Origin of the sequence: Methanobrevibacter sp. (genome assembly GCF_015062985.1) — an archaeon.
Classification (GTDB): Archaea; Methanobacteriota; Methanobacteria; order Methanobacteriales; family Methanobacteriaceae; genus Methanocatella.
In genome coordinates this window covers 39,937-54,073 of record NZ_SUTI01000008.1, presented here as the reverse complement: position 1 = coordinate 54,073, position 14,137 = coordinate 39,937, and the positions used below count along the sequence as shown (strand labels likewise).

The 14,137-nt window shown below is 36.1% G+C and carries 17 protein-coding genes; all 17 read right to left on the bottom strand.

Annotated features, from left to right (window positions below):
- Nucleotides 1-54: 54 nt before the first annotated feature.
- Nucleotides 55-1,671, bottom strand: coding sequence for a CTP synthase (locus E7Z77_RS05210; protein ID WP_292750984.1), 1,617 nt, complete (start codon nucleotides 1,669-1,671; stop codon nucleotides 55-57).
- A gap of 72 nt (nucleotides 1,672-1,743) precedes the next feature.
- Complete coding sequence (locus E7Z77_RS05205; RefSeq protein WP_292750982.1) at nucleotides 1,744-2,100, bottom strand: hypothetical protein; 357 nt, start codon at nucleotides 2,098-2,100, stop codon at nucleotides 1,744-1,746.
- A gap of 48 nt (nucleotides 2,101-2,148) precedes the next feature.
- Nucleotides 2,149-2,928, bottom strand: a complete 780-nt coding sequence (locus E7Z77_RS05200) for an alpha/beta hydrolase-fold protein (protein WP_292750980.1) — start codon at nucleotides 2,926-2,928, stop codon at nucleotides 2,149-2,151.
- Nucleotides 2,929-2,937: 9 nt separating this feature from the next.
- On the bottom strand, nucleotides 2,938-3,345 hold the full coding sequence (locus tag E7Z77_RS05195) for a GNAT family N-acetyltransferase (RefSeq protein WP_292750978.1): 408 nt from the start codon (nucleotides 3,343-3,345) through the stop codon (nucleotides 2,938-2,940).
- Nucleotides 3,345-4,709 (bottom strand): MATE family efflux transporter, encoded by a 1,365-nt coding sequence (locus E7Z77_RS05190; RefSeq protein ID WP_292750976.1) that lies wholly within the window; start codon nucleotides 4,707-4,709, stop codon nucleotides 3,345-3,347. Before E7Z77_RS05190 ends, E7Z77_RS05195 begins: the two co-directional genes overlap by 1 nt.
- A 159-nt stretch (nucleotides 4,710-4,868) precedes the next feature.
- Nucleotides 4,869-5,504 (bottom strand): flavodoxin family protein, encoded by a 636-nt coding sequence (locus E7Z77_RS05185; protein WP_292750974.1) that lies wholly within the window; start codon nucleotides 5,502-5,504, stop codon nucleotides 4,869-4,871.
- On the bottom strand, nucleotides 5,505-6,716 hold the full coding sequence (locus E7Z77_RS05180) for a cofactor-independent phosphoglycerate mutase (RefSeq protein WP_292750972.1): 1,212 nt from the start codon (nucleotides 6,714-6,716) through the stop codon (nucleotides 5,505-5,507). It abuts the gene before it with no gap.
- A gap of 41 nt (nucleotides 6,717-6,757) precedes the next feature.
- The gene (locus E7Z77_RS05175) at nucleotides 6,758-7,777 is read right to left on the bottom strand and encodes a homoserine dehydrogenase (protein ID WP_292750970.1); all 1,020 of its coding nucleotides are present in this window, start codon (nucleotides 7,775-7,777) and stop codon (nucleotides 6,758-6,760) included.
- 9 nt (nucleotides 7,778-7,786) lie between these two features.
- Nucleotides 7,787-8,272 (bottom strand): amino acid-binding protein, encoded by a 486-nt coding sequence (locus E7Z77_RS05170; protein ID WP_292750968.1) that lies wholly within the window; start codon nucleotides 8,270-8,272, stop codon nucleotides 7,787-7,789.
- 11 nt (nucleotides 8,273-8,283) lie between these two features.
- Nucleotides 8,284-8,499, bottom strand: a complete 216-nt coding sequence (gene gatC / locus E7Z77_RS05165) for an Asp-tRNA(Asn) amidotransferase subunit GatC (RefSeq protein WP_292750966.1) — start codon at nucleotides 8,497-8,499, stop codon at nucleotides 8,284-8,286.
- Nucleotides 8,500-8,599: 100 nt separating this feature from the next.
- On the bottom strand, nucleotides 8,600-10,048 hold the full coding sequence (locus E7Z77_RS05160) for an asparagine synthase-related protein (protein WP_292750964.1): 1,449 nt from the start codon (nucleotides 10,046-10,048) through the stop codon (nucleotides 8,600-8,602).
- Between the two features lie 65 nt (nucleotides 10,049-10,113).
- Complete coding sequence (locus E7Z77_RS05155; protein WP_292750962.1) at nucleotides 10,114-10,389, bottom strand: zinc ribbon domain-containing protein; 276 nt, start codon at nucleotides 10,387-10,389, stop codon at nucleotides 10,114-10,116.
- Nucleotides 10,390-10,458: 69 nt separating this feature from the next.
- Nucleotides 10,459-11,184: an ABC transporter permease gene (locus E7Z77_RS05150; RefSeq protein WP_292750961.1), complete on the bottom strand. Its 726-nt coding sequence runs from the start codon at nucleotides 11,182-11,184 to the stop codon at nucleotides 10,459-10,461.
- Between the two features lie 9 nt (nucleotides 11,185-11,193).
- On the bottom strand, nucleotides 11,194-12,111 hold the full coding sequence (locus E7Z77_RS05145) for an ABC transporter ATP-binding protein (RefSeq protein ID WP_292750959.1): 918 nt from the start codon (nucleotides 12,109-12,111) through the stop codon (nucleotides 11,194-11,196).
- Between the two features lie 61 nt (nucleotides 12,112-12,172).
- Entirely contained in the window at nucleotides 12,173-13,009 is an 837-nt protein-coding gene (locus E7Z77_RS05140) for a DUF4013 domain-containing protein (RefSeq protein WP_292750957.1), read from the bottom strand.
- Between the two features lie 9 nt (nucleotides 13,010-13,018).
- Nucleotides 13,019-13,750 carry a DUF4013 domain-containing protein gene (locus tag E7Z77_RS05135; protein ID WP_292750955.1) on the bottom strand — a complete coding sequence of 244 codons (732 nt, stop codon included), beginning with the start codon at nucleotides 13,748-13,750 and terminating at the stop codon, nucleotides 13,019-13,021.
- A 10-nt stretch (nucleotides 13,751-13,760) separates the two neighbouring features.
- Entirely contained in the window at nucleotides 13,761-13,997 is a 237-nt protein-coding gene (locus E7Z77_RS05130) for a helix-turn-helix transcriptional regulator (RefSeq protein ID WP_116591747.1), read from the bottom strand.
- Nucleotides 13,998-14,137 lie beyond the last annotated feature (140 nt).

Below are 14,137 nucleotides of genomic sequence, written 5' to 3'. Positions count from 1 at the left end.
AATAAGCTTATCAAATTGAAATTGAAAAGAAAAATTGAAATAAAAAAAGAAAAATCAGTATTTAGAATACTTATAAATAGCTTCTAAAAATGATTTAAATAACGGGTGTGGCCTATTAGGTCTTGATTTGAATTCCGGATGGAACTGACATCCAATAGCCCATGGATGATTTGGCAATTCAATAATTTCAACCAAGAAATCATCAGGACTTGTACCAGATATAACCAATCCTTTTTCTTGTAGGTCATCCCTGTAGTCATTGTTGAATTCATATCTGTGCCTGTGACGTTCTTCAATATCGATTTGGCCATAAGCTTCATATGTTTTTGTGCCTTCAACAATTTTACAATCATAAGAACCTAAACGCATTGTTCCGCCCATGTTCTTGATTTTCTTTTGCTCTTCCATCATGTCAATGACAGGGAATTCAAGATTATCATCAAACTCTGAACTGTTAGCTCCAGGATATCCGTTCATTCTTGCAAATTGAGTTACCATACATTGCATTCCAAGACAGATTCCGAATAAAGGCACATCATTTTCAATAGCATATTCGACTGCGCCCAATTTGCCTTCAAAACCACGTTCTCCAAATCCTCCAGGAATCAGTATACCATCCAACTCATCCATAACATCAGGATCCAACTTTTCAACATCAGAACTCAGGAATATGATATTGGCCTTGACACCAATGTTTGCAGCCGCATGAAGCAGGGATTCTCTAATACTGATGTATGAGTCTTCAAGTTCGACATATTTTCCTACAATTCCTATATTGACTTCAGGTTCGGTTATCTTTAAGGATTTGACAATTTCTCTCCATTCATCCAATTTGGAAGAATCAGGTTCTATATCCAATCCTATTCTATTGACAATGAATTTTCCGATGTCATGTTCCTCCAAAACCAAAGGAACTTCATAAATTGTTCCCGCATCAGGAGTGTTTACAACGGCTTCATAATCCACATCACAGAAATGAGCGATTTTTCCTCTTAGTGCATCATCAATTGGCTCTTGTGATCTGCATACTATTACATCAGGATTTATACCGACACTTCTTAATTCTTTTGTAGAGTGTTGGGTTGGTTTTGTCTTGAATTCTCCAGCTGCATTCAGGTAGGGAATAAATGTAACATGGACAAACATGACGTTATCTTTTCCTTCCTCATTTCTCAATTGTCTTAACGCTTCAAGGAAAGGTTGACTTTCAATATCTCCAACAGTACCACCAAGTTCAACTAAAACCACATCATAATCAGCACTTTCAGAGTTTTCCCTAATCATTTCCTTAATACGATTAGTGATGTGCGGAATAACCTGTACACATTCGCCAAGATATCCCCCTTCTCTTTCTTTCGCAATGACTGATTCATAGACTTTACCTGTGGTAATGTTAGCCAATCCATCAAGTTCAACGTCTAAAAATCTTTCGTAGTGACCAAGGTCCAAGTCAGTTTCCATACCGTCGTGAGTTACAAATACTTCACCGTGCTGATATGGATTGAGTGTTCCAGAATCCCAGTTCAAATAAGGGTCTATTTTAATAGCTGAAACTTTTAAACCGTAAGACCTTAAAATCCTTCCCATAGATGCAGAGGTAATACCTTTACCTATGGAACTAACTACCCCACCAGTAATAATAATATACTTTGTCAGAAAAATCCTCTCCATGAATAAAACTTATACTATAATTTTAGTTTTTCATGATATATAAAAATTTAAATCACTATATAAATAGGGAATTTATTTTCCGTTTTTCCAATGATATAATTTATTTGAGATGGCATTGCCAGTTTCATCAAATTGAAACTCACCGCCATTTCCATAGTTTGCAAACTGACTTTCTCTAATGAACAGTTCACAGGAATCGCCAGGGCCGTCTGAAAGCTGGCCTTTTCTGCAGACCATTCCATGAGCTGCCCCATAGGGACTTACGCTCCAAAAAGTGCAATTGAGGCAAATATTCTCCCCATTATTCACCATTGAATCATAATCAGGCTCTTCATAATCATAGGAATTCTCATCCTCATTGAAAAATTCCCCACATTCACTGCAATAGTTGTCCTCATCCAATTCGCTACCGCAATTAGGACATCTCATAATACACACCTTCCTATATACTATTAATATGATATTGTGTTTAAATTGTTATAAACTTAATGTTTTAATGAATTCCTTGATGTATTTGTCACAAAATTCCCATGTATGCTCTCCAGGAGCTTCTATAAATTCAACATCAATGCCTTTAGACATTAAAAAGTCATAAAAATCAACATTCTTCTCAAAAAGGAAGTCATCGACACCGCAGGCCATGAAAATATCCGGAATGTCCTCACAATTTTCAATCAGATATTTTGGATTCTTGTCTGAATCTTCAACCTTTTCCAAATCACCGAAGATTGATTCGTAGAAATCCCTTGATCTTAAAACATTATCATCGCTGACATAACTGGCAACATCATCAGTAATCAAAGCCGCTGAAATCATTCCAATTTTGGAGAAGTTTTGAGAGTATTTCAAACCGTTTCTAATGGCACCATATCCTCCCATTGAAAAACCTGCAATAAATGTATCTTCCCTCCTATCAGACAAAGGAAAAATGTTTCTTGTAATGTCCAGAAGTTCCTGGCCGACATATTCACCATAGTAGGCGTGAGCCTTTTCGTTGTCAAGATAGAAACTGTTGTCACCGCATGGAATTACAACAGCTATCCCATTATCTTCAGCAAATTTCTGAATGGAAGTGTTTGCAAGGAATATGTCATCGCTGCCGTATAATCCGTGAAGCAGATATAATGTCCTGTAAGGCTTCGGAACAATCTCTTCCGCATCCTGCAGGAAATGAATATTGTCTGATGGAAGAATTACGCTGATTGATGTTCTTCTCTGCAAACTCTTGCACTTAATGTCTCCCCTAAATAAAACCATGCTAAAACCTCAAGTCCACAATTTTGTAATGAACATCGGACTGGCATCATCAGCCTTTTCAAAACCGCAATATTCATAAAATTTCATTTCCGCATCATATGCAACAACTACAATACGCATGTAATCTTTATAATGGTCTTTAATTTTTTGAAGCAAAGCTTTTCCGATACCTTTCAATTGGTATTCGGGCCTTACCAAAAGATAATGGACATATGCATTCATTATTCCATCATCCATTGCACAGACCATGCCTACAAGCTCATCTCCGTCCCATGCGGAAAAAACAGTTTCAAAATTCCTCATTGAAATTACCAGTTTTTCCGGAAAATGGCCTGAAGACCATTCAACGGATAAAAACAAATCCTGAAGTTCTTTTTTACTGAAATTATGTGTATTCTTATATACTATCTCATTCATTAAACCACCCTATATTCTGTCCATTTATTTGAAAAATATCTGTAAACGTAAATTCCAGCCCTTACATACCAGTCGATAAACATCGCTATCCATGTTCCGAACACACCAATACCCATCCAGTCTGCTATAACATATGATAGTCCTATTCTGCAGATAAACATTACTGCCAAACTTATGTACATGACTGATTTTGAATCTCCCGCACCTCTGAATGTGGCCGGAAGTGTAAATGAAAGAGGCCATATTATTATTGCAAATATACCATGCCATATAACCATTTCTGTTGTCATCACCGCTGTTTGGGCTGAGAGATTGTAAATTCCTAAAATCAAAGGAAGGCCTGCAAAAATCAGAAGATTTATGGCAATATGTGAAATGACAACAATGACCAAGCATTTCTTATTGTAGTATCTTGCCTGTTCATAGTCGTTGGCTCCGACACATCTTGAAATGACGGCAGTCAATCCCAAATTAATTGCAAAACCCGGCAGAACTGAAAATATTCCTATTGCATAACCGACTGAATTTGCAGCTATCGCCATTGTACCAAATGTGGAAACCAGACTTAAAACCAGAACCCTTCCCAATTGGAAAAGACCGTTTTCAACACCATATGGAATGCCTACCTTCAATACTTTTCCAAGTATATTGAAGTCAAACTTATGTTTAAATGTTCTTTTAATATGCAGCCTGTAGTCATCATCAACAACAAAGTGCAGTATCAAAATTGCAGCCAGCGCTCTTGAAATGACTGTTGGAATAGCTACGCCACGAACGTCCCAGCCCAAATAATAGATGCAAATTGCATTTCCTATGATATTCAAAACATCACAAATGAGCAGTACTCTCATCGGCAAAGATGCATTATTTGTTGTTCTGAAAATTGCCGCACCTGCATTGTATATTGCTAAAAATGGAATTGACAATGCTACGATATATAAATACATGTCGGCATTTGCCCAAACGTCAGCTTCAATCTGGCCGAATAAAATTCCGATTAAAAAATGCCTCAAAATAACTACTGCAATCATTAAAACTGTAGATAAAATTGTTGAAAACCAAACCAGCTGTGTTGCTGAGTTTTGCGCCTTTTCAATCTGGTGATCACCAAGATACTGGCCAGCCACAACCGCACCTCCAGTTGCAAGTGCTGAAAAGGAAAAGATAAGTAGCTGAACCAAAAAGTCAACTAATGAAACCCCTGAAATAGCGGCTTCACCCAATGATGCCACCATGATGGAATCGGCCAATCCTACAAAGAATTCCAAACCATATTCTATTAAAAGCGGAATAAACAATGCTAACAATGCCCTATTTGAATAAATATAACCTTCAGGAGTTTTAAATAAATTAGTTACATTCATAATATCAGAAAAAAATAATTCTAGATTATAGTATCTAAATAACTACATATGAACTTTTTGTAAGTTAACAGTTGAGCTACAAGTTCAGCAAAAACAAGACATTTAACATTATAAACTTGATTCAATATTTCAAAAAAAAAGAATTGAAAGGTAAATAAATTACCTTATGAAATTTGTACGGGCTTTAGGCTCTATTTCTAAAGTAATGCCTTCTTTTTTACCCGCTTCAATGCATTTTAATAAATAAGCCATATTGCGGCCTAATTGCCTCATTGTAGAAAGTCCCTCTTCATCCTGCATGACCTCTTTAGGAGTGTTTCCATGAACCATATTCCAATAATATGATGAAACAATTGGCATTTGGCTAATTCCCAAATATTTTATTAATTGGTCGTAGGTTGAGGTTGTTCCGGCACGCCTTGCAGAACATACCACTGCACCAGGCTTATGTGCAAAGGCTTCCCCACCTTTTCCATGGGAGTTTGAGTAAAATGCACGGTCCAAAAATGAAACCATGGATCCGTTTGCGCCTGCATAGTAAACAGGTGAGCCGAATACGAATGCATCTGCATCATATGCCTTTTCAACAAACTCGTTTACAACATCATTGTCAAAGGTACATTTTCCTTTTTCACCACATTTCATGCATGCAATGCAGCCTGTAATCGGTTTTGTCTTAATCCAGAATATTTCTGTTTCGATTCCGGATTCATTTAATGTTTTTTCAACTTCAGTGAGCGCAGTGTATGTGCAGCCGTTCTTATTTGGGCTTCCGTTTACCAATAATACTTTCATTTAATAATCCCCCTCTATTAATCTTTGAACTAAAAAGTGTCCTTTTTTGAATTCCAGTGACCCCTTCTTAACTCCCTCTTCATCAAATGATTCGCATTCATCACCTTCACGTGCTGAATCATAGATTACCAAAGGCACATCATCACGGGTGTGGGTTCCGACGCTGATTGGAGTTGGATGGTCAGGCAATATCGCTACTCTAAAGTCTTCACCTTCCAAACTGTCAACAATAGGTCCGACGATAAATTCATCAATTCTTTCAATAGCTTTAACTTTTTCAGCTGTATTTTGAGCATGTCCCGCTTCGTCAGGAGCTTCAATATGGATTAACAATAAGTCAGTTTCCTTTAAAGCTTCAATTCCATATTCTCCTTTCTGCTTATAATCTGTGTCAAAGTATCCTGTAGCTCCAGGAACATTGACAATATTCATTCCGGCAAAGTTTCCGATTCCCTTAAGCAAATCAACACCTGTGATTACTGAAGCGGTTATGCCGTAGGTCTGCTCAAAGTTAGGCAAACTTGGAGTTACTCCCTGTCCCCATAACCATACCATATTAGCAGGAATTTCTCTTTTTTGGTTAACTTGATGATTTTTAAGGAATTCCCTTGATTCGAACATTATTGATTGGATTTCCTGAGCCAATTCGCACTCTCCAAATAGATTGTCCACCAATTTCTCACCGGATATGTCATGAGGAGGCATTGTCTTAATGCTGGACAATATCTTCGCATCTTCAATGCTGTCGCAGGAATATATGAAAAGATGCCTGTAGCTTACTCCTGTGTAGAATTTGCCCTTGAAGTCAGGATATTTCTCAGTGAAATATTCGTTTAATCCTTTCATAAGCTCATCAGCTTCTTCAGTAGTGATGTGACCTGCATTAAAGTCATCCATTTCATCATTTTCACTGAATATTGTATTGCATCTGAATATTACATCACAGGGTGTTGTTGGAATGCCTTCACTGCCTGCTTCAAGAGGTCCGCGACCAGTATAGAAATCAGCAGGATTATATCCGAAAATGCTCATATTGGCCACATCAGAACCTGGAGTGTATTGTTCGGGAACGTTGTTTGTAAATCCTCCAAAACCTCCACGAGCCAATTTATCAATGTTTGGAGTGTTTGCTACCATCAAAGGAGTTTTACCGTCTAATTCTTCTACAGGATAATCACTTGATCCATCTGGGATAAATATTACGTATTTCATGCTATCATATAAAAAAATTATAAAAAAAATAAAATATTTAATTAGTTTTTATTTTTTAAAATACTAATTAAATCAGTCAACATCGCAGAAGCAGTTTCAAGGGAACCTGCTCCGAGTCCAATAACAGATATCTCATCAGCCAAATCTGTTTTGATTGTAGCCATGTTCAAGGTTCCGCTTACATCATAGGAACTGCCCCTTTTGACTAAACGTGGAGATACCTGGAGATTATCAGGAGATACTTCAGCTATTAATTTGATTAGATAATCATCTTTTTTGGCAAGTTCAATAGCTTGTGAGTTAATTTTTGAAATACCTTCCACTTTAACATCACTGTATGTTGCATCGATTCCTAAAAGGGAGTTCGCTAAGATTACGGTTTTGCATGCTGCATCAATACCTTCAACATCTTGAGTTGGGTCGGTTTCTGCAATACCCAATTCCTGTGATTCCTTTAAAATAACTTCATATTCTGAACCTTCTGAAGTCATTCTTGATAGAATATAGTTTGTGGTACCGTTTAGGATACCTTTAATTGATTTGATTTCACAGGATGCCAATGTATCTTTTGTGAAATTAATAATCGGCATTGATCCACCAACACTGGCTTCATATTTGAATTCAACACCTGCTTCCTCAGCTGCTCCGACAACTTCCTTAAATTTGAGAGCAAGGTGTCCTTTGTTTGATGTTACGACATCCTTTCCTTGTTGGAATGCTTTAAGGGTTAGTGAGAATGCTGGTTCCGCATCAACAATATTTGTAGGAGTTGCTTCTATAAGACAATCATATTCAACGGCATCCAAAACATCCGCTCCACATTTATCGCTTCCAAACTCAGGATATGCTGATAATTTTCCTTCTTCATTCTTAGTTTTTACAAGTAATTCTTCATCTAGTCCATCTTGTGAGATTGCAGATGAAGATGAGTCGGCTGCAGCCACAACTTTTACTGCAATGCCTGTTTTATCTTTAATTAAATCTTTTTTCATGGAAAGTGCATTAGCCACACCTTGACCTACTGAACCAAATCCCATGATAATGACTTTACATTCATCCATAATAATCACTTAAACTTCATTAATCACTAATAATTCCTTTTCTTCGGCAATTTCTGCAATTTTATTAAATGCTGTCTGTTTTTTGCCAACATCCGCTTCAATATTAATTAATGCTGTGGATTTATCTTCTCCGTTTAATTTAATATCAAATCCAACGATTGTAATACCATCAAGTTTGTTAATTCTATCCATAGTGTCCCTTAAATCCCGATCGACAATATGGCCAAAAAGGATAGTGGTTATTTTTTCCTTTCTGACAACACCATCCATTTCAATAATGGAGAATCCTAACTCTTCAAACTTGTTCACTACACTTTTAAGGTCTTCATGTTCACCCTCCAAAGTGAGCTGAACAGGGACCTTGCCGTCGTCATGTTTATAGTCCCTCTTGTGGATAACGGTTACTAAATTAGCACCAAGTGTGCTTATCGGTTCTAATACTTTAACTAATTGTCCTGGAGTATCTGAAAGCTCTAGAACTAAATTTATTCTCATATGAATTCCTCTTAATTTGTCCAATCTGCTCTTTTAACAATGAGATTTCCCTCTTTATCAATATTGGCATTTCTTAAAATTTTTTCAGGGTTTTTCTCTTGAGATTCATCATTACGGGTTAAATTTAAATTATCGGTAATGTACCATGTTTCATCAGAATCCGGAATATCTTCTAAAATTTTTGAGAATTTTTCAATAATATCCTCTGCATCTTTTTCGATTGTCATAAAATAAAAACTCCTATTAATTAATAATATATTTATTATGTTTTTTAATATTAATAAAGTTAAAGATATTTATAAAAAAATAAGTGAAAAATAGAATTAATTATTTTAAATATTGGGAAATATCAGTATCCTTTATAATCTTCTTCCTTAAGATTTTATCTATGCCTGTCCCATACTGGGCTGCCTTTTTAGGCCTGTATGCAATTTCATAGTCAAGGCCTTCCTCAAAGGCCAATTTCCTTAGAATGCTTTTTCTCATATCATCATGCATTGAAACAATTTTTTTATTGTCCTGAATGTTCAATACCAGCTCGACAAGAGTCTTATCTAAAAACGGCAGTCTCAACTCAACACCGTTGAGCATGGAGCATGCATCATCCCTTTCGAGATTAACATGATACATGTTTGACATATCCATTCTCAAGTCATAGTTGAGGGTTCCATCAACGAAGCTTTTAAGATATCTTTTATATCCTCCGAAGAGTTCATCAGCTCCCTGTCCTGAAATGGCTACCTTAAGACCATCATCTGCCACCATTTTGGTTGCAAAGTAAGTTGTAAGGCCAACACCGACTTTCATCAGATTGTCATCACCTATTGCATTTACAACATCGGGCAAGGCTTCACGCACCAGTTCCTCTGTGACTTCACAGATTTCCAAGTCCATATTCAGGAATTTTGAAGCATATATTGCGGCGTCCACATCTTTTGAATCCTTTGCCCCAACTGCATAAAGTTTGATTTTTAAAGGGATATTTTCAGAGATTTCCTTTAAAAGAAGTGCAAGATATGAACTGTCAAGACCTCCTGAAAATATTACACCAAGCTCGCTTAATCCTTCAACTCTTTTAATAAGGCTTAACCTTAACATCTTGTCTATCTTGGCTACATCACCTTCAAAGACTTTTTCATAAATTGGCTGCGCAGGAGCTATATCCTGCCAGTTAAATAGGATGTGTTCCGGTTTTAAGGTTTCAATTTCATCAAAGCCGACTTCCCTTAATGAATTTCTTGTTGATGCAAATCCTTTCAATCCAGCCTTTTGCGCGTAAAATAATGGCTTGACCCCTAACGAATCTCTTGCAATAGCCAGATTTTCACCATCCCAAATGGCAAAGGCATAATCCCCATCAATCAGTTTGTTTGCCATTTGAATAGCTTTGACTAAATCTTCCTTGTTGTAAAAGTCAATCAGATAAAGCAGGGCTTCAGCATCTGAGGTAATCTTCTTTTCAACACCCACTTTAGAAAGAAGATTTGTAATTGTCTTGAAATTATAGATTTCCCCATTGAAAACCAAAGTAAGATTGTCATTTGATACCGGCTGCGGCTTTGATTGTCTGTCTTCCAAATCATAAATTGAAAGCAGATTATGGCCAAAGGCTATGTCATAATCGTTATCGTCAATGAATTCATCCAGATTTACGCCTGTATAAATTTCATCTAAAAAAAGACCTGATGAGTCAGGACCTCTGTATTTTGAGGTTTTAAGCATTTTGACAATATCATTTCCTTTAAAATTACCTTGCAGGCCAACAATTGAACACATGATATAATATTAAAAAGTAATAATACTTAAAATTTAATTAAAAAAAAAAGAGAAAAGGGATGGAACTAATCATTCGCCCATCTTTTCAATTTAGGAAATACTTCGCTCATCATTGCACTGGCTTCATCCTTATCAATTTCCGGATGAACTTCAACCATTTTATCGATGCAGAAATTCATCATTTCATCCATTGACATGTCTGAAGTGAATTCACCATCTTTAAAGCAGTAGATGCAGTAATCTTCGTTTTTGGTTCCATCTGCATTGGTTCCAAATAATTCATCGTCTGCTAGTGGCATTGCACAGGATTGGCAGAATTTCTGATTTTCAAAGTCATTCATAATATCACCATATCTACTATTTACATGATTATATTTAAATTTGCATTAAGAGCATTTGAAAAGTAAAATCTAAAGCGAAACATCGGCTCTGGTAAAATATAGATATGAAATCGCAAGACCTATTATGAAAGTGGCTAGAATGATGGCATAAGAAACACCAATGCCCGCACTATATTCAGCTATTTCACCGGATGCAATCAGATATGGGCATACCCACGGCACATACGGAGCCCAGTTCTGTCCGTAAACCATCAGATTCACTAATGTCAATCCCGCTCCTCCAACCATTGCGGGAACCATATTTGTAATGAATAATGAAACGAATACAAACGGAGAGAATGTTAAAAACAATAGCATATTAGCATATAGAAGCTGTTCAAAGCTATCAATAAACAGTTTTAAGCTAAATCCTTCAAGACCTGCAATAAAGCCAAATATGAGTGTTGATATGCTTGTCACTACTGTTAGAATCATAATCCATGTCAAAAACATGATATATTTGCTTGCCAGAAATTTTTCCCTTGACACTGGAATGGTCAGCATTGTCTTAAGAGTATGCTCGTTGTATTCCCTTCCGAAGAGGTATGATATGATTATCGCAAAAATCATGATTGCAAACATTGCGGACATGTACATATTCACATTGCTGAACAGCATTTCAAAAGTATTCCCCTCACCAAAAGATGTGACCGCAATAAACATCAGCAATGGCGGGAGAATAGCTCCCATTAAACTTAACAGAAATATTCTTGACCTTTTGAGCTTTAAAAACTCCATTTCAATAAATGTCAACATCAAATCACCTCAATTGTTTGATATGAATCTGGTGAAGAACTCCTCCAGATTTTCTTCACATAGGTTTACTTTTCTTACGTCCATTCCTGCCCGAACAAATAACGCATTGAATTTATCCCTTAACTCCAGATGAGTATACAGGCAAATTCTATTTTCGATGACTGTGAAATCCTCATTCTCTTTGAGTTCCAGTTCTTTAAAAATATTTACTGCCAAATCAGTGTTGGAAACTTCAAATTCAACATGCTTATCCAATCTTTCATACAGCTCTTCGCGTGTAATCTCTTCAATCAAAACTCCCTCATCCATAAAGCCTATTACGTCAGCAATGTTTTCTATTTCGCTTAGGATATGGGATGAAATTAGGATAGTTATACCCCATTCATTAGATAATCTTTTAAGCAATGAGCGGATTTCCTTAATCCCAAAAGGATCAAGCCCGTTGATCGGCTCATCTAAAATCAAAAGTTCAGGACTGTGCATGATAGCCGCCGCTATTCCCAAGCGTTGTTTCATGCCCAGTGAAAAATCCTTGAATTTTTTTGATTTTTCATGGTGCAGGTTAACCATTTCAAGAACTGACTCAATATCTGAAGGGTTATAGTTTCCCCTTAATTTAGCAATGATTTTCAAGTTTTCATATGCTGTGAGATTTTCATAGAAACCTGGAGTTTCAATTATGGAGCCTATCTTAGAATATATCTCCTTTGAATGCTTTCTTGAATCACTGCCAAAGAGAAATATCTCTCCGCCGCTCGGATATGTCAGATTTAAAAGCATACACATTGTTGTGGTTTTTCCGGCTCCATTCTTGCCGAGCAACCCGTAGATCTTTCCTTTCTCAACATGCATGTTTACAGAATCCACCACCATATTTCCGGAATATCTCTTTGTCAAGTTGTTTGTCTCGATAACGTAGTCTAACATGATAAAAATCTCCCCAAAATAATTAAAAAAAAAGTAATTAGAATGTGTTTAAACATTCCAACTATTTAATTGCTTCTCTATATACTAATCCGCAGACTCTATTGAAGAATAAAGCCATATAGGAGTCTATGAATAATCCTTCAATTATTGCAATGACAAATGATATGACTACTGCCTGATTGTTGATAGCTGCAGCAAATCCCACAGTTATAAAGCTTAATATAAAGCTTACCGCAACTGAGATAATCATCATTACAATCAATGTGAATATAATTATTCCTATGTATTTTCCCCATCCGAGATTAGCTATCTTATCAGTTATTTCCCTAAAGTCAAATGCTTTTTTAAGGCTGTCATAATCAACCATATTGTTCAGGGCCATGATCATAAGGAAATATGCGATTATGAACAGCAGCCCTGCAATCAGCATGACAAATAGCAATGCAGATGAGTCGTTCAAAAGCACTACTCCTCCTGCCAGTACTAGCATTGGAATTATATTGTACGCTAGGGTTACGATAAAGTATTTTATTCCTTTAGTAAGCATTCCAATTATGTCGCTGAATCCTGGAAGGTCTGATTTTTTGTCTATTGAGAATTTTAAAATATCATACTGATATCCCAATATGAACAATGAAACAATAAAGCTGAGAACAGCCAAAGCAAGTACAATGTTAATGTCTCCTGCAGGCAACTGTGAAAACGGTATCTTTGAAACAGTGCCATTTGTCATTTCAGCAATATGCACCATATCTCTGAAAATATCAAAAGATTTGAGTCCTATATATGTTGATAATACACTCATTAATGCAAATAGTGCGCCGAATCCTAAAAGTTTTTTGAGGTCATTGAAAGGGTATTTTAACCCTTCAACAACACAGTCTGTTATGCTTGCCATGATAATCACCTAAATTTGCATTGTGTATAATAATCCAATGGATCTTGAATTGAATATGCTCAAATATGGTCCAACAATAAACATTGCTACTGCTGAATTGATGAATACGCCCAATAAGAATATTCCGCTTGGGTCAGCACCCAATACCGCACCTGAAAATCCAAATGCTGCAAATATTAATCCGATAAGTGCGGTTACGACAGATGAAATTACAACAGTTATGATAATCAATCCGATTAAGGTCATAAGACATTCAAACCATCCAATTTCATCAATGACCTCTTTTATCTCACTGAATGCAAATGCTTTTGAAAATGCCCCCTCATTGTATGCCATGTGGCATATTCCCATTTGAATCATCAATTCTGAAACTACAAAACAAACAAATGCAAGCAGGCATCCTATAAGCAACAATACAGATGATAGAGTTCCATCAATAGATCCTGCAGCAACTGCAAATATTAGGAATATGATGCATGGTACAATAAGATAGGCGATTTGAACAATCACTACCTTTACCCCATCAATGAACATGCTTATCAAATCATCAAATTCAGGCAATGGATCTCTTCCGTTGATAATTCCATGTACTGCAGTGTTGATAACCCTATAATTATATCCTGTAATCAAAAAGGCAGGAAGCAATAAGAAACTGAAGAAACAGATTACTCCCAATATCACAAGTTTCTTCCAGTCCTTAGCTGAATATTCTAATGCGTCTTTGTATATATCTAAAATCATTTTTTATCACCTAATAATAATCATCATCGAAAATAAATATTTCTTCCATAACAAAATACTTCTCCCGATCTCCTTTAAACATCATTTTGTTAAAAACCTGGGTTATTTCATATGCTAAAAATAAAGATGGATTATACCTTCCATTTTCAAGCGCATTAATGGTTTGTCGGGTGACTCCAACTTTATCCCCAAGTTCCTTTTGGCTCATTTTGAGCTCTTGTCTTAAATATTTAATCATGGTTCTCATAGTATTGCCACAAATTAATTCATTTTTGCAAAAAGTATTTAAGTACATTAGTAATTATGTTAAAAACTAATTACTTATGTTAATGTTACATTACATAGTATATAAACTTAACTGTTATAAATTAATTTGATTAAATTTAT

What these genes read in the sequence shown, in the direction of transcription:
- E7Z77_RS05180 (WP_292750972.1), bottom strand. Translation starts at nt 6,716, where the DNA reads ATGAAATACGTAATATTTATCCCAGATGGATCAAGTGATTATCCTGTA.
- E7Z77_RS05145 (WP_292750959.1), bottom strand. Translation starts at nt 12,111, where the DNA reads ATGTTAGACTACGTTATCGAGACAAACAACTTGACAAAGAGATATTCC.
- E7Z77_RS05185 (WP_292750974.1), bottom strand. Translation starts at nt 5,504, where the DNA reads ATGAAAGTATTATTGGTAAACGGAAGCCCAAATAAGAACGGCTGCACA.
- E7Z77_RS05205 (WP_292750982.1), bottom strand. Translation starts at nt 2,100, where the DNA reads ATGAGATGTCCTAATTGCGGTAGCGAATTGGATGAGGACAACTATTGC.
- E7Z77_RS05175 (WP_292750970.1), bottom strand. Translation starts at nt 7,777, where the DNA reads ATGGATGAATGTAAAGTCATTATCATGGGATTTGGTTCAGTAGGTCAA.
- E7Z77_RS05200 (WP_292750980.1), bottom strand. Translation starts at nt 2,928, where the DNA reads ATGGTTTTATTTAGGGGAGACATTAAGTGCAAGAGTTTGCAGAGAAGA.
- E7Z77_RS05135 (WP_292750955.1), bottom strand. Translation starts at nt 13,750, where the DNA reads ATGATTTTAGATATATACAAAGACGCATTAGAATATTCAGCTAAGGAC.
- E7Z77_RS05195 (WP_292750978.1), bottom strand. Translation starts at nt 3,345, where the DNA reads ATGAATGAGATAGTATATAAGAATACACATAATTTCAGTAAAAAAGAA.
- E7Z77_RS05140 (WP_292750957.1), bottom strand. Translation starts at nt 13,009, where the DNA reads ATGGCAAGCATAACAGACTGTGTTGTTGAAGGGTTAAAATACCCTTTC.
- E7Z77_RS05130 (WP_116591747.1), bottom strand. Translation starts at nt 13,997, where the DNA reads ATGAGAACCATGATTAAATATTTAAGACAAGAGCTCAAAATGAGCCAA.
- E7Z77_RS05155 (WP_292750962.1), bottom strand. Translation starts at nt 10,389, where the DNA reads ATGAATGACTTTGAAAATCAGAAATTCTGCCAATCCTGTGCAATGCCA.
- gatC (WP_292750966.1), bottom strand. Translation starts at nt 8,499, where the DNA reads ATGACAATCGAAAAAGATGCAGAGGATATTATTGAAAAATTCTCAAAA.
- E7Z77_RS05160 (WP_292750964.1), bottom strand. Translation starts at nt 10,048, where the DNA reads ATGTGTTCAATTGTTGGCCTGCAAGGTAATTTTAAAGGAAATGATATT.
- E7Z77_RS05170 (WP_292750968.1), bottom strand. Translation starts at nt 8,272, where the DNA reads ATGAGAATAAATTTAGTTCTAGAGCTTTCAGATACTCCAGGACAATTA.
- E7Z77_RS05190 (WP_292750976.1), bottom strand. Translation starts at nt 4,709, where the DNA reads ATGAATGTAACTAATTTATTTAAAACTCCTGAAGGTTATATTTATTCA.
- E7Z77_RS05210 (WP_292750984.1), bottom strand. Translation starts at nt 1,671, where the DNA reads ATGGAGAGGATTTTTCTGACAAAGTATATTATTATTACTGGTGGGGTA.
- E7Z77_RS05150 (WP_292750961.1), bottom strand. Translation starts at nt 11,184, where the DNA reads ATGTTGACATTTATTGAAATGGAGTTTTTAAAGCTCAAAAGGTCAAGA.